Annotated in this window: 17 protein-coding genes; 4 read left to right on the forward strand and 13 right to left on the reverse strand. The window is 35.3% G+C overall.

Going from position 1 to position 15,044, the window contains the following annotated elements; all coding sequences use genetic code 11:
- Window positions 1-7: 7 nt before the first annotated feature.
- Complete coding sequence (locus ACN0U3_RS12145) at window positions 8-544, forward strand: hypothetical protein (protein WP_417266431.1); 537 nt, start codon at window positions 8-10, stop codon at window positions 542-544.
- Here the strand turns inward: ACN0U3_RS12145 and ACN0U3_RS12150 are convergent.
- Window positions 534-1,439, reverse strand: a complete 906-nt coding sequence (locus tag ACN0U3_RS12150) for a C40 family peptidase (protein WP_417266432.1) — start codon at window positions 1,437-1,439, stop codon at window positions 534-536. The genes ACN0U3_RS12145 and ACN0U3_RS12150 overlap by 11 nt on opposite strands.
- A gap of 195 nt (window positions 1,440-1,634) precedes the next feature.
- Here ACN0U3_RS12150 and ACN0U3_RS12155 point away from each other — a divergent pair, with 195 nt between their 5' ends.
- Window positions 1,635-3,221 (forward strand): S41 family peptidase, encoded by a 1,587-nt coding sequence (locus tag ACN0U3_RS12155; protein WP_417266433.1) that lies wholly within the window; start codon window positions 1,635-1,637, stop codon window positions 3,219-3,221.
- 64 nt (window positions 3,222-3,285) lie between these two features.
- Window positions 3,286-3,801 carry a DUF1573 domain-containing protein gene (locus tag ACN0U3_RS12160; RefSeq protein WP_417266434.1) on the forward strand — a complete coding sequence of 172 codons (516 nt, stop codon included), beginning with the start codon at window positions 3,286-3,288 and terminating at the stop codon, window positions 3,799-3,801.
- 451 nt (window positions 3,802-4,252) lie between these two features.
- Here the strand turns inward: ACN0U3_RS12160 and ACN0U3_RS12165 are convergent, their stop codons facing one another.
- The 11 genes from ACN0U3_RS12165 to ACN0U3_RS12215 all read right to left on the reverse strand — a co-directional run bounded on the left by ACN0U3_RS12165 (window position 4,253) and on the right by ACN0U3_RS12215 (window position 13,657).
- Window positions 4,253-4,561: a rhodanese-like domain-containing protein gene (locus tag ACN0U3_RS12165; protein ID WP_299206143.1), complete on the reverse strand. Its 309-nt coding sequence runs from the start codon at window positions 4,559-4,561 to the stop codon at window positions 4,253-4,255.
- Between the two features lie 48 nt (window positions 4,562-4,609).
- Window positions 4,610-5,395, reverse strand: coding sequence for a sulfite exporter TauE/SafE family protein (locus ACN0U3_RS12170; RefSeq protein ID WP_417266435.1), 786 nt, complete (start codon window positions 5,393-5,395; stop codon window positions 4,610-4,612).
- A complete protein-coding gene (locus ACN0U3_RS12175) occupies window positions 5,383-5,805 on the reverse strand; it encodes a FixH family protein (protein ID WP_299206139.1) in 423 nt (140 codons plus the stop codon). Before ACN0U3_RS12175 ends, ACN0U3_RS12170 begins: the two co-directional genes overlap by 13 nt.
- An 18-nt stretch (window positions 5,806-5,823) precedes the next feature.
- Window positions 5,824-7,236 carry a cytochrome c oxidase accessory protein CcoG gene (gene ccoG, locus ACN0U3_RS12180; protein ID WP_417266436.1) on the reverse strand — a complete coding sequence of 471 codons (1,413 nt, stop codon included), beginning with the start codon at window positions 7,234-7,236 and terminating at the stop codon, window positions 5,824-5,826.
- 119 nt (window positions 7,237-7,355) lie between these two features.
- Window positions 7,356-8,795, reverse strand: coding sequence for a c-type cytochrome (locus ACN0U3_RS12185; protein ID WP_417266437.1), 1,440 nt, complete (start codon window positions 8,793-8,795; stop codon window positions 7,356-7,358).
- Between the two features lie 11 nt (window positions 8,796-8,806).
- On the reverse strand, window positions 8,807-9,010 hold the full coding sequence (locus tag ACN0U3_RS12190; protein WP_299206133.1) for a CcoQ/FixQ family Cbb3-type cytochrome c oxidase assembly chaperone: 204 nt from the start codon (window positions 9,008-9,010) through the stop codon (window positions 8,807-8,809).
- Window positions 9,011-9,017: 7 nt separating this feature from the next.
- On the reverse strand, window positions 9,018-11,198 hold the full coding sequence (gene ccoN / locus ACN0U3_RS12195) for a cytochrome-c oxidase, cbb3-type subunit I (RefSeq protein WP_417266438.1): 2,181 nt from the start codon (window positions 11,196-11,198) through the stop codon (window positions 9,018-9,020).
- Window positions 11,198-11,380: a cbb3-type cytochrome oxidase assembly protein CcoS gene (gene ccoS, locus ACN0U3_RS12200; RefSeq protein ID WP_299206129.1), complete on the reverse strand. Its 183-nt coding sequence runs from the start codon at window positions 11,378-11,380 to the stop codon at window positions 11,198-11,200. Before ccoS ends, ccoN begins: the two co-directional genes overlap by 1 nt.
- A gap of 209 nt (window positions 11,381-11,589) precedes the next feature.
- Window positions 11,590-12,021 (reverse strand): FKBP-type peptidyl-prolyl cis-trans isomerase, encoded by a 432-nt coding sequence (locus tag ACN0U3_RS12205; RefSeq protein WP_299206127.1) that lies wholly within the window; start codon window positions 12,019-12,021, stop codon window positions 11,590-11,592.
- A 361-nt stretch (window positions 12,022-12,382) separates the two neighbouring features.
- A complete protein-coding gene (locus ACN0U3_RS12210; protein WP_299206125.1) occupies window positions 12,383-12,547 on the reverse strand; it encodes a DUF1328 family protein in 165 nt (54 codons plus the stop codon).
- A gap of 156 nt (window positions 12,548-12,703) precedes the next feature.
- Entirely contained in the window at window positions 12,704-13,657 is a 954-nt protein-coding gene (locus tag ACN0U3_RS12215) for an endonuclease I family protein (RefSeq protein ID WP_417266439.1), read from the reverse strand.
- A gap of 273 nt (window positions 13,658-13,930) precedes the next feature.
- Between ACN0U3_RS12215 and ACN0U3_RS12220 the strand changes: the two genes are divergently transcribed.
- Window positions 13,931-14,263 carry a hypothetical protein gene (locus tag ACN0U3_RS12220; protein WP_417266440.1) on the forward strand — a complete coding sequence of 111 codons (333 nt, stop codon included), beginning with the start codon at window positions 13,931-13,933 and terminating at the stop codon, window positions 14,261-14,263.
- A gap of 171 nt (window positions 14,264-14,434) precedes the next feature.
- On the opposite strand, the gene ACN0U3_RS12225 is transcribed toward ACN0U3_RS12220, so the two are convergent.
- Complete coding sequence (locus ACN0U3_RS12225) at window positions 14,435-14,779, reverse strand: four helix bundle protein (protein ID WP_299206119.1); 345 nt, start codon at window positions 14,777-14,779, stop codon at window positions 14,435-14,437.
- Between the last annotated feature and the right edge of the window lie 265 nt (window positions 14,780-15,044).

The raw sequence follows: 15,044 nt of genomic DNA on the forward strand, positions 1-15,044 counted from the left end.
TCATATAATGAACAGACCAATTGGGGTATTAAGCATACTTGGATTATTAAGTATTATTGTTTTGGCTTTGCTAATGTTCACAGGGGTGATTAACTTCGTGAATAACTTTAAGTATTTAGTGCTTTTATCCTCTGTGTTTTTGACCCTCTTTTCGCTGGGTTGGTTTGTTCATCATCAAGAGCTTTCTCGATTATTATTTGTTTTGGTTTTCATATTATTGGCCATTCCTTTGATCTTTCCGATTATGGGCCTAATAGAACCTGATTTGTTATTGGAATTATGGAAAGTATTTGTTGGAGGAAGTATCTTTCAGATAGGAACAGGAATTTTTACGATTTTAGGTGGATTTATAAAAAAAGGATTAAACCAATCACAAAAAATATTGAGCCTCCTTAATTATGCTGTTTTTCTTTTCTTGTCAAGTGTTTTGATACTGAATATCGAATCGTTAATGAATGTACGTGTTTTCGTTATTGTAGGAGGGATTGCTTCTTTATTAAGCGTTCTACTTGTCATTACCCGTAAACCCACAATTAGTCTTTAAAATAAGTTCCAAATCCGGCGATACGTTGTTTCCAATAAGAAGATTGATAAATATCAACAATTGAAATTCCGACACTTGTACTGGCATGAATCATTTGAACACTGTTGTTGTTGGTTGAATAAACAATACCTACGTGTGAAATCCCTGAACCATTGTCGAAAAAGACAAAATCGCCAGGTTGAACATTTTTACGTTTGACTTTAATTGCATTTTTGTATTGGTCAGCAGCACGACGACTTAATTTTTTATCCGTCCCTTTCTCTGTAACATAGCAAGTAAAACCGCTGCAATCAAATCCTTTGGGAGTATTCCCTGCCCATTTATAGGGTACGCCTAGCAAATCGTTTGACAGCTCAAGAATTTTGGCTCTTTGCTTTGAGATTGAAACCACTTCTTCAACGACAACATCAACTTCAGGTACAACATGGTCTTCTTTCATTTCAGCAACATCGGGGACGTCTGTGAAAATTGTTTCCACAATATCTTCAATTAAAGCAAACGTTTGACGGTCATCATCTAGGCTTAGTTCGTTCATCCATTGACTCAGGTCGCTTTTCAGGATGCTTAATTCATATTGATGGGCACGCAAGATTTCTCGACCTTCGTGCGTTTGTTTTAATTCTTTAAAGGTTTGCTGCGCTTCTTCAATAGCATATTTATTTCTTCTTCTCCATTTATCATCCTGTGCCAATTGGAGTTTAGAAAGGGCCAAATAATAGCGAGGAACAAATGAAAAGTCATAAACAGGATTGTCCAACAAACGGTTCGCTTTTCTGTAAACACTTTTATATTGTTTCTGATCATAGCGCATTTCGAGTTGATCAAATTCTAAAATTTGAGCATAACTAGAAAGTTGAAATGAAAGAAGTAATAAAGAAATGAGTAATATCCGCATGATACGAGTTTAATTATACCTACAAAACTAAGCTAAATGTCTTGTGTTTTGAACCTGATAGCGCACAATAGGATTAACAATTGTATGTTTAAAAGGTTGAAAATAAAAACAAATCTTTAACTTAAGCGTTTAAAATAATGATGAACTACTATTTTTGGAGTTAGATTTGATAGTAGTCAAACAAATTATAAAACCATGAACAAAATATTATTTGCAATAACCACACTATTTCTAACCGGAATAAGCTTTTCGCAACAAGAAGATCCAAACATGATGAGGATGTATGAAGTCTACACCTATATCGATCGTATGTATGTGGATGATGTTCCGAATAAAGAAATTTCAGAAGCGGCCATTATTTCGATGCTTGAAAAATTAGACCCTCATTCAACTTATATTCCTGCCGAAGAAGTAGAGCAAGCCAATGAAAGAATCAACGGTAGTTTTGTGGGGGTTGGAATTCGTTTCAATATTCTAAAAGATACGCTTTTGGTTGTTAACCCAATTCCTGGAGGACCTTCAGAAAAACTTGGTGTTCGTGCAGGTGACAAAATCATTAAAGTAGATGACGAATTAGTCGCAGGAGTAGGTCTCAAAAATTCAGGTGTAAGAGAGCGTTTGCTTGGAGAAAAAGGATCTAAAGTGAAAATTACGATACTCAGAGGTAAAGAAGAAACCATTGAATACACGATTACCCGCGATAACATCCCTGTTCATTCTGTCGTAAGTGCTTATATGGTAGATGATAGAGTAGGATATATAAAATTGACCAATTTTTCGAGAACGACACAAGAAGAAGTAAATTCAGCAATTAAGACTTTGAAAAAAGCTGGAATGAAAGATTTGATTTTTGACTTACAAGGAAATGGTGGTGGACTATTATATGCTGCGAAGTACGTGGCAGATGAATTTTTATCTGATGATAAATTAATCGTTTATTCTGAAGGAAGAAGTCAACCGAGAAGTGTTTTAGTGGCTGATAAAAAAGGAGACTTTGAAAAAGGAAGATTGGTTATGTTGATTGATGAAAGTTCAGCATCAGCAAGTGAAATTTTATCTGGAGCAATTCAAGACTGGGATAGAGGGCTAGTTGTAGGAAGACGCTCTTTTGGAAAAGGATTGGTTCAACGTCCAATTGAACTTTCAGATGGAGCACAATTAAGATTAACCATAGCAAGATATTACACACCAAGCGGACGTTTTATTCAAAAACCATATGAGGACAAGCAAGCCTATAGAAACGACTATATGGAAAGATACCTTCATGGAGAAATGATGCACCGAGACAGCATCAATTTACCGGATTCGTTAATTCATAAAACATTGATGAAAGATCGTGATGTATATGGAGGAGGAGGAATTATGCCTGATGTCTTTGTTCCTTTAGATACCCTGGAATATTCTGATTTTTATAGGGATTTAAGCCGTTCTGGAGTCATCAATACTTTTACATTAGAATATGCAAACAAGAACAGAAAAGCCATTAAAAACAAACATAAGAATATCACATCATTCAAAAATAATTTTGAAGTTGACCAGGAGTTTTTAGATGAGTTTTTCGACTATGCAGTAGAACAAGACAGTAGTTTGACTTTTGTACAAGAAGATTTTGATATTAGTGGTGATTTATTGAAAATAAGATTAAAAGCCATGGTTGCTCAAAACTTGTGGGATTATGAAGCTTTCTATCAGATCTTTAATGTAAAGAATGAAATCTTTATGGAAGCCTATAAAACACTGAAAAGTGGAACTTATGAAAAAATGAATTTGATGGAAAACTAATAGGTATTTTACATTTTATATATTTGTAGTACAATAAACAAAGAATGGTATTATTATGAAAAAAATGATTTGGGTATTTTCGATTGCAATGTTAACATTTTCATGTACAAATGATGGCGGAGTAGATTCGAATATTGAAGTGAAAGACGGTGCAAAACGTTCTAAACTTTCTGCAGGTTCACAATCGGCTGAAGAATTACAAAAGGCGGCAGAGGAAAGAAGAAAGCAACAAGAAGAAGCAGAAAAGGAAAGGTTAGCCAACCAAACTACAATGGAAATTTTGCCAAACGTTCATGATTTTGGGAATATTCCAAAGGAAACCTCAGTTTCTACTGTATTTAAAATTAAGAATACTGGAGACAAGCCGTTAATCATTAACGATGCTAAGGCTTCATGTGGATGTACAGTTCCACGTAAACCAGAGGAGCCAATTATGCCAGGGGAAGAAGGCGAGTTAGAAGTGACTTTCAAATCAAACCCAGGTCAAGAAGGTTCTCCAATGAATAAGAACGTAACAGTTACAGCTAACATTCCAGGTTCACAAAAAATAGTGACCATTAAAGGAGTTGTGAGTAAATAACATTGCGATAACAATACAGAAAAAAGGAGACCGTAATTGGTCTCCTTTTTTTATGAGAGTGATTTTGAATCTTAGTTGACCTTTTTTCGAATGAAGAAAGTGAAGTTATAACTCCAGAAGTGTTTTATTAGATTTCTCCATATCTAAAATCTTCAACTTTAAATATGATCGAAATGACATACGTATAGGATTTAGTTAGTGAAAAAGGAAGAAAAGCAAAGCTTTTCTTCCTTTTTCAACACGCCTACCTGACAGTTGTCATTTCGATGGAGTTCCATTCCAAAAGCTTGGAATGGAATGACGAGAAATCTCTATATGTTCCTTAACGCCTAATTCTATTGACCTTGATTAGAATTTTACCGTACTTTTAGTTTGATTCGATAACATTCTTTCTTTTCGAATGAAGAAAGTGAAGTTATAACTCCAGAAGTGTTTTTTTCCGCCTCAAGTGTTAAACAATGTCGCCATTCCATTCAAGAATACCACCAATGAGATTATAGGTTTCTTCAAAACCTAATTCCTCCATAATCAAGCAAGCTTGACCACTTCTAGCTCCACTGCGACAATAGATGAAGTACGGAACATTTTTATCTAACTTCTCAACTTCTTTCAAAAAGGGCTGAGGATTCATAATATCTATGGTGATAGCATTGGGAATAATCCCTTCTTCACATTCATCAGGACGACGAACATCAAGAATCACAGCATTTTCATTTGCTTCAATTTGTGCCTTCCAATCTGCTTGGTTTAAATCTTTCATGGTAATTCTTATTGTTGAATAGACCTCAAAACTAAGACAATTCTACGCTTATTCGGTGATCTCCTCACAAGAATCTTCATCATTAGAAGAACAACAAGACATTTTCGCTTCAATTTTGGGTGCATCAGATTGATCATCGTTTGCTTTAGACATCATCATTTCCATTTTCGGACTAATGAAAGGAACTCCTAGATTCATTCCCCTTAAAATCATAAATAGACCCACCAATGAAATCAAACTCGCCAATACAAGTTTTCTGTTAAAAAAATTGATTCTCGAAAAGAAGTCTTTGAGCACACCCAAAAAGAGGAAGCCAGGTAAAGTTCCAATTCCAAAAAAGAACATGAAAAGCATAGCATTTTGAACACTACCTGTACCTAAAGCACTAGATAAAGCCACGTAAACCATTCCACAAGGAAGAAAAGCATTAATGAATCCAATGCCTAATAATTTAGTTGCACCTGCAGGTTTTCCTTTTAAGAATTTTGACATGGTACGCATCACCTTTTTGTTGATCCATGTAGATTTAAGGCCTGTTTTGTAATAGGCGCCCCAAGCGAAAAAGAGGATTAATATTCCAGAAACTATACTTAACCATTGCAAAGCTCCGAGCATAGCAGCGCTGAGTCCAATAATTCCCACAACAACTCCCATTAATGTATACCCAAGACTTCTACCAATAGAGTAGGAGGTAATGCCTCCCGCTACGGTTAACTTAGAAGCTCGGTTGAGTGGAAGTGCTATAGCAATAGGTCCGCACATTCCAATACAGTGCAGACTGGTTGCCAATCCTAAAGATAAAGAATAAAATACTATGCCGATTAAGGAATCCATAAGGTATCTCTCATTTGGTAGCTTTGATTTTGAGCTTCCCATTCAGCGGTAAGCAAATACCTGCCTTTCTTTAATTGCGAACCTTCAATAAATGCATTTTTCCCTTTGGATTCTAATATAATGTCACCGTCTTTCGTATTCGGACGATAAAGTGTAATGTCCAACAGCTTAACATCATCAGGCGTATCCAATTTGATAAACAAACCTTCTGGAGATAAGTCTAAATCTAATTTACTTTGGTTGTTCATTGCGTTTTGCTGAGCGGTAATTTCTTTTTCAAACTGAACCTCGTCTTTATAGTATTCAGGAGTAACTAAGTCAGTGCTTTTACTGATCAACACAACAGCCATATAAATAATAAACGACATAAAAGCAATCAATGCTAAGGTTATCCCTTTTCCCCAATTCATATTTTTATTTTTTTTAAATTAAAGTAACGGACCTACAAAGCTCGTTTTAACTTCTAATAATTCTTCACCATTTCCAAGAACGATGACTTTAACTTTCTTTTGACCTCGTTTAATTTCTTTAGAATTTAAGCGAATAATAAAGTTGTTTTGTATGTGCTCTTCAGGACCTAAAACAATAGGAGACTGAGTCATATTCACCTCACCATCTAGTCCTTCCTCTAACTTTAGATCAATATTATAAGTATCCTTAGACTTATTGATTAAATCAATTTCATAAATATTACTGATGATTCCATTTTCAAGTTGTTGATATGTAGAACCTCTTTTCTTTAGAATTGTTGCTTGGAAATTAGTTCTTGTGCCAATCAAAGTTCCCCAAATTACCAATAAAAGAACGAGTAGGGCAGTGTAGGATTTCATACGTTTGGTGAACTTAAACTTTTTCCCTCCTTCAATATTACTTTCAGAAGCATATCTAATTAATCCCTTCGGTAAGTTTACCGCTTCCATGATATCATCACAGGCATCAATACAAGCTGTACAATTCACACATTCTAACTGCGTACCATTTCTAATATCAATACCAGTTGGACAAACATGAACACATTGTTTACAGTCGATACAATCACCTTTTCCTGCTTCTGCTCTGTCTTCTGTTTTCTTGAATCGACCACGGTTTTCTCCACGTTTATGGTCATAAGCAACAACGATTGAGTCTTTGTCCAATAAAACCCCTTGCAATCTTCCGTACGGGCAAATCGTTGTACATACTTGCTCTCTTAAGAAGGCAAATACACCATAGAACACCAAAGAGAAAATCACCATAGCAATAAATCCACCAAGATGTTCAGAAAGCGGAGCTGTTTGAATTTCCCATAAAGCATCAGCTCCAATAATATAGGCTAAAAAGGTATTTCCAATCAGGAAGGAAACCAATAAAAAGATACTGTGTTTGGCCACCTTTTTGAAGATTTTCTCTCTGTTCCAAGGTTGTTTGTTTAATTTTTTTTGGTGGGTCCAATCTCCTTCAATCCAATATTCAATTTTACGGAATACAAATTCCATAAAAATAGTTTGGGGACAGACCCAACCACAGAAAACACGTCCAAATACAACGGTAAACAAGATGATAAAGACCATCATTAAGATCATCGTAAACGCAAATATGTACAAGTCTTGAGGCCAAAAAACTTGTCCAAACAAAACAAATTTACGTTCGAGTATTCCCAATAATATTAATTGCTGTCCTCCTACCTTGATGTGTGGTGCAATAAATAAAAAAGCGATTAAAAAGATGCTTAAGGCAAGTCTCCATTTATGAAAGAAACCTTTTGGTTTTTTTGGATAGACCCAGATTCTTTTACCAGTTTCATCTACTGTTGAGATAGAATCCCTAAACTCTTCTTCGTATAAATCTTCTTCTTTTAACATCTCAAACTGTTTGTTTAGGAGGCTCTAAAATGAGCTGCCTTTATAGGATAACGATACAGCATCAAGTTATTGATTCACAACTCAAGTCTGTATCGCATCTATTTTAATTCAACTTTGAATCACTCGACTTTTTCACCTTCAGGTTCTTTTCCACCATCTGCTTGACTTACTTCATCAAAGTGAAGAACGTAAGAAGCAACTTGTTGGATTTGAATCGGGTTGAAAGTTGACTCATGTGCAGGCATTCCTTTTGGTGCACCTAACTTAATTACCTTAAACACATCTTTAATGTCTCCACCATAATTCCAATAAGCATCAGTTAAGTTCGGACCGATATCACCACTACCATCTTCTTTATGACAAACAGTACAGTTGTTTTGGTACAATGCTTTACCGGCCATTAAATCAGCAGGATCTTCCATTAAAGTAGCATTCGTTTCATCCACATTCATTGCGTTTTTCTTACGGTACTCCGCAATTTCAATATTGGCTTTCTCAACAGATCTATTGTATTCAGCCTCTTGTAGGTCACCAGTTCCTAAAATATGGTAATGGAAAACATAGACTACAGAAAATATAATGGTTACCACAAAAAGAGCAACCCACCAAGGCGGCATTGGATTATCCAACTCACGGATACCATCATAGTCATGACCTAGATCAACCTTATCTTCATCTTCAATTGGAGTAGCACCAGTTAAGGCACGTGTGAAACTTGCTGCTTGTTCTTCGGCTGCTTTTTTATCTTTAGGTTTAATTAAACGTAAAGCTTTATAGAACATATTGATCATATGTAATAAAAAGGCCAAAAGAAGAATGGTAATCACAACCAAAGCATTAAGGTCTTGACTTGTCACATAAACCCATAACTCCAATTCAGCAGCGGATGGAGTAGGAGCCGTAAAGCTCAAAGCACTTACAATCTGGCTAGACCCTATAAATCCAATCACTAAAAGAGCAGTTAAGGCTTTCCCTCCTTTTTTCGATTTGTTATGAATTTCAGCAATTTTCTCTCTGTATAATTCTGAACTGATTAACGCCGTAGTACTGCGAGAAACAATGTATATTCCTAATAAGAGGATACCGATAATAAACAAAAAGAATTTAAACAGGGTTAAGTTCTTTTCATAGTTATCGACATAAACGATTGTTTCCTCCTCTGCATCTGCACTCGGAGCAACCGCTTCTTCTGCAGCAGGAGCTTCCGCTGCAGGAGCTTCGTATGTATCAGCATATTCAATAACTGCGATTGCTTCTTCCATGGTTAGATCTTGAGGAGTCATAAAAGCAGGGCTAAATTGTTCAGCCACCTTTGCACGTTCACTTTTACCAGATGCTAACAACTCTCCAGGATTGATTACCCATTCGTAAAGGTTTTCTTCTTCCCCTTCCCATTTGGCTTTAATTCCAATTAAGTTGGGTCCAGTAGCATCTTTTCCCAAAATATGACAAACAGCACATTTACTTTCGTATATCTCTTGTCCATCTTGAGCATTGGCAATCATAGCAAATCCAATTGTCAACACACTTAAAATGATTGATTTCTTTAATTTCATCATCCTTTTCATAATTATTCTTTAGTGTCGTTAGTATCTATAACTTCATCGTCTTCCAATAATGGAAGTTGACTATACATATCAGTTTCTGCTTTTGTCATTTTATACATTCTCCAAAGCATTACTACGAAGAAAATAACGAAAATGAGCAGGGCAATAATCGGGTATATTTCAATCCCTGATATTTCTGACATGTTATGTTTAATGTATCTCAACATGATTTTATTATTTCATTGAAGTTTCAAGCTCTGTTTCTTCAGCAGGAACGGCCTTAATATCTGTACCTAATCTTTGTAAGTATGCAATCAAAGCAATAATTTCCTTTCCAGCAATATCAGAAACTTGAACGTTACTGTTCTCCTTACTGATGTCTCGAATTACATTTTCAGCAATTTTATTCGCTTGCTTTTGTAGATCCGATAAAGCTTCTTTTTCATAACCTTCAGGATAAGGAACACCTAAACCACGTAGAACATTGATCTTCTTTTCGAGGTGACCGGTATACAAATCGTCTTCAGCTAACCATGGGTATGCAGGCATGATTGACCCAGGAGAGATTTGCTTTGGCATAATCATATGTGTGTAGTGCCAAGAATCACTTCTCAATCCACCTTCACGAGCTAAATCAGGACCTGTACGTTTTGATCCCCAAAGGAATGGATGGTCGTAAACGAATTCACCAGCTTTAGAATATTCTCCGTAACGTTCTGTTTCAAAACGAAGTGGACGAACCATTTGCGAGTGACAACCAACACAACCTTCACGGATGTATATGTCTCTACCTTCAACCTCAAGTGGAGTGTAAGGTTTAACTTGCGATATTTTTTCAATATTCGACTCAACAGCCATTGTAGGGATAATTTCCACTGCACCTCCAATTGCAATTACGATAAAGCTAAATACTAATAATCTAACAGGCTTACGCTCGATAACCCTGTGCCAGTGTTCACCTTTTTCTTTCTTTTTCTTTTCGATCGTCGGTGTTACTTCCACAACTTCTTCTTTCACAAAAGTTCCAGATTTAACTGTTTTTCTAATGTTATAAGCCATTAATAAAACCCCAATGATGTAAATCAATCCACCGAATGAACGCATAATGTAGAATGGTTCAAGTGCAGTAACCGTACTTAAAAAGTCAGGATAAGTAAGTGTCCCATCAGGATTAAATTCTTGCCACATCAATCCTTGGCTAAATCCAGCCCAGTACATAGGAATAGTCCAAAGTAAAATACCAAGAGTTGCAATCCAGAAGTGTGCATTGGCAAGTGATTGAGAGTAAAGTTTTACTTTGTATAGTTTAGGGAATAAGTAGTACATCATTCCGAAAATCAACATTCCGTTCCAACCTAATCCACCGACGTGAACGTGGGCTACAATCCAGTCTGTAAAGTGAGTAATAGAGTTAATATTTTTAAGAGAAAGCATTGGGCCTTCAAAAGTGGCCATACCATAAGCAGTAAGTGCTACCACGAAGAACTTCAGCACTGCGCTATCACGCACTTTGTCCCAAACTCCACGTAAAGTCAAGAGTCCATTCAACATACCTCCCCAAGATGGAGCGATCAACATGATAGAGAAAACAACTCCTAAAGACTGTGCCCAATCTGGAAGACTTGAGTATAATAAGTGGTGAGGACCAGCCCAGATGTACAAGAAAATCAATGCCCAGAAGTGGATTATCGATAGTTTGTAAGAATAAACAGGACGATTAGCTGCCTTTGGTACAAAGTAATACATTAATCCTAAGAAAGGTGTCGTTAGGAAAAATGCTACTGCGTTATGACCATACCACCATTGTACTAGTGCATCTGTAACTCCAGAATACCAGGAGTAACTTTTCATAAAGCTCACTGGAATTTCAAAAGAGTTAAATACGTGAAGTACAGCAACAGTAACAAAAGTTGCTAAGTAAAACCAGATGGCTACATAAAGGTGTTTCACACGTCTAACTAAAATGGTGGCAAACATATTCCAACCAAATACTACCCACATTATGGTAATAGCAATATCGATTGGCCATTCAAGTTCTGCGTATTCTTTAGTTGAGGTGAATCCCATTGGTAAAGTAATAACAGCAGAAACAATGATCAGTTGCCAACCCCAGAAGTTGAGGTAACTCAATTTATCACTCCACATACGTGTTTTTAATAAACGCTGAAGTGAATAATAAACCCCAGTAAAAATAGCATTCCCAACAAAGGCGAAAATCACGGCATTGGTGTGCAGTGGACGAATTCTACCAAAAGAGATGTATTTATACCCTAAATAGTCATTGAAAAAATCTGGAAAGGCCAATTGCAAAGCTGCAATTAAACCGACCAACATTCCAATAATACCCCAAGTGATTGTGGCATACGCAAAGTACTTCACAATTTTGTTATCATACCTAACCTCTACTTTTTCCATTATTCTTTATTTGGTTTTTCTTTATTTGGTTTCTTTTTAACTTCTTCGTCATCATATAATATCCGCATTCCTGGCGTAACATCATCATCGTATTGTCCTGTTTTGTTAGCCCAAATAAATGAGACTAAAAAAATAAGTGCCAACAATAAGCTTACTAAAAGCATTACGAACATTATTTCCATGGCACAAATATATAATGGATTGTGAATATTTAACAGTAATTCAAGGGTAAAAAAAATGATTTATATCAGTTCTAAACTAGAGAGGTAGAAATGGGTTTCTAAGGAATAGTGTAGAGTAGGAAGTTCGGATTGAAGCTTTAAAAAAGACATAAAAAAAAGGCGAGAAATTAATCTCACCTTTTTTAAATATAAAAAATTACTTTTTCTTATTAAGCGTTGATTTCAACAACTTCAATTTCGAAAGTTAATTCTTGACCTGCTAAAGGATGGTTACCATCAACAACGATAGCGTCATCTTTTACTTCTTTAACGATCAATTGAATTTCATTTCCATCTGGAGTTTTAGAAACAAGACCCATTCCAACTTCTGGTTTGATCTCTTGTGGTAAACGGTCCTTAGGAACTTCTTGAATTAATTCTGCACGTGGCTCTCCGTATGCTTCAGCTGAAGGTATAACTACTGTTTTTTTCTCATTAACTTTCATGTCAATTACACCATTTTCGAAACCAGGGATAAGCTGACCTTGACCAACTTGAAATTCCATTGGCTCGCGGTCGATAGAACTATCGAAAACTTCTCCGTTTGCTAATTTACCTGTGTAGTGTACTTTTACCTTGTCATTCTGTTTAACTTGACTCATAAATTTGTCTTTGTATATTAATAAATGATTAAAGCCAAATCACTTTAATCTTTTGCAAAGGTATAGCTTATGTCACGATGTCCAAAAATATAAGCCCCTTTTTTTGAAATTCATAGGTAAAACCTCTTGATTTTATGACTTTTTGGGATTTTTAATGGGGGAGTGGAGCAGTAATTCGGTCTATGAATTTGTTTATTCAGCTTGATTCAAATAATGGTTTTAGACTTTACTGTTTTTAAGAAAAGGGGTAAGTTAAACAGTGAAGGTGTTGAATTATTTGATGTAAACAACTATGTGAAATGAAAATAGAGCCCTAAAAAATAAGACTCTATTGTATATTATGTTCATAAACTTTAAATCATTAGCTTTTTCTGAAACCTCCAAAAATTAAGCTAAGCACTATTAGAGCTAGGGCTATGAAGAAAACGATTTTAGCTGCATATGCGGCGCCTGCTGCGATTCCTCCAAATCCAAAAATAGCTGCAATAATTGCGATAATAATTAATCCAATTGATAATCTAAGCATATTTAATAGTTTTAAGTGAGTATTTTAAATACAAACATGTTTTGATTGTATTTTTATTAGTTACTATTAATATATGTATAGTTCAGCGTTAACTATCAGTGTTTTAAGAAATTTTATAAATTTATTTTGAAATACTAACTAATTAAAAAAAAGGAATTAATGCGAATAAACCCTTTTTTCCCTTGTCCCATCAGAGTAAATATAAATCAGTAAAGTGTTGGGCTTGGGCTTAACCTCTCTTCCTGTCATATCGATAACTTTGAGTAATTCTTTTGTCTGATTCAATTCTTCGAAGTTTAAAGTTGCGGTGGAAGTGGTGTCTTCTTCTCCCCAAATCAACGCTACAAATTCTGGATGGTCAATGAATGGATTTCTGTTGTTTTGGTAATTATAGTAAATCACATCGTTTCTGTTGCGTTCCCAATCATCAACAGGGTCTTCGTTGTGCCATTCTAATAAATCAGTAAGTCTTGCATGTATAGGAGAAGAGGTGTTGCTTGAAGGAAGATAGTCAACAACTTCTAGATCAAGTTCACCGTTTTGACCTTCGTAACGTGTTGCCATGTAGAAAATCATTCTTGCAACATCTCCTTTTACTTCATCCCTAGGTTGCCAAAGGTGTTCGTTGTTGTCGAAGTAATTTCCCGTCGGAGTACCGTTGAGCATATGTGGAGTTGTGGCATTTCCAAACCATCTATTCCCTCGTGCTGAATTTACAGAAATGTTACTCGGTCTTAGGTGATGAACATCAGTCCCTGGACCTTGAGCTGTTCCGAAATTTCCTCTTGACTTTGCCCAAACATGTTCTCTGTTCCAACCGCTTCCATTATTGTAGGTCTGTGGCCCATTAACAGATTCACCAGTATAAATTAGAATTACGTTGTTTGGGTTGTTTGGATCTTTATCTGTTTCTTGAAGAATGTCCCAAACAGCAGAATAAGAAAACTTTGTGTGACCTTTAATGATGTTGTTTAAAGCGGTCTTTAAATTTTCACCATCTAATCCGTCAGCTGAATCATAGTAGCCTGTAGGAACTTGAGCGTAAAGAGTACCATAGCCCAAAACTGCAATAAACAATGTTGCTAAGCGTGTTGTAAATATTTTTTTCATTCTACGAAAATATTGGTTTTTCAAGAGAAATAAAACTATTGTACTTTATTCCATCTAAAATAAATGTGAAACATTGAGAACCTTCGGTTTTATTTAATCCTGTTGATTTATCAAAAAAATAGATCTTCTGAATACCATTAAGTGAAAATAAATTCAAAATATATCTACCTCTAGGGCCAGTTGTTTCATGGTACATTGAATAATATCAGTAGCTTTGTGCCGCATAATGTAGGTGGAAAATCATAAAATATAAATCAAATAATAAACAGTCCTATGATAATAAATAGAAACGCAGTTGTAATCATCCCTAAACAAGCTTTTTTTGATTGGGCGAACATGGTTTTCCCAGACGATCCAACAAATCCAGATGATTATCTAGATTATAATACTTATTTAATACCTGCAGAGAGTGACATAGAAGATCCTGAAGAAGCATTAGCAAATTTTTGGGAATTTATTTTTGAAAATGAACTGTTTGATATTTCAACAGACGACTCGGACTGGCCTGAATTCTTAACTTGGGATTTGTTCAAACAATTTTTTAAATGGCATTTTAGTTCTATCGTTACAGATTTAGTGGAGAATCCATTTTATTCAGAAAATTGATAGGAGTTTAATTTTAAATTCCCGTATGTCTATGTCTTAATGAAAAGTGATGTCATAGCTCTTGGTTAAAACTGCTTCAAAAGTTCTTTTTCGAAATCTCAATTGCTCTCACCTCTATGCTCTTGCTGAATACTCACAACTGTCTTGCTCTTGCTCAAAACTGTTTCTGCTTTAGCTGAGTTTTCTTACCATGGAAAATAACATTCTTGAAATTTCTTCAAGTTTTCTGTAGTATTTATCAAATTCAGATTGCTTAAGTAGTTCGATGTCTTTGAGATAATCAAAAATAGCAACACATTCAAAAGTTGAGCCTCTAGAAATAATATAGAAATTACGTTTATCAGGCTTCGTAAATCTACCAGATCCTTCAGCAATATTGAGCATGATACTGAATGAAGCTCTTCTTAGTTGATCTTTTGTTGTTCTGTCAATATTTTTAGAACGGATAAATGAATTTACTTCTTTGTTAAATGCTTTGGCTTTATCGTATACCAATAGTTTTTCAAAATCAAACATGATTTAAGTGTTTAAGATGTTAATAATTAGGTTAAATATTAAGATAACGAAAAAGTTGAATTGTAAAGTAGTGTTTTTGACATTTTTTTTAATTTTTCCTGTAGGAATTCAATAGTCTTACTCAAAACTCTTGCTTTGAACTCACAACTGTCTTGCTCTTGCTCCATACTCAATACTGTTTTTAGGAACCCGATGGTCTTGGTTAAAACTGCTTCAAAAGTTCCTATTTGATAACTCAATTGATCTCACCTCTATGCTCTTGCTG

Source organism: Brumimicrobium sp. (assembly GCF_048268645.1).
In the GTDB taxonomy this organism is placed as follows: domain Bacteria; phylum Bacteroidota; class Bacteroidia; order Flavobacteriales_D; family Crocinitomicaceae; genus Brumimicrobium; species Brumimicrobium ulvae.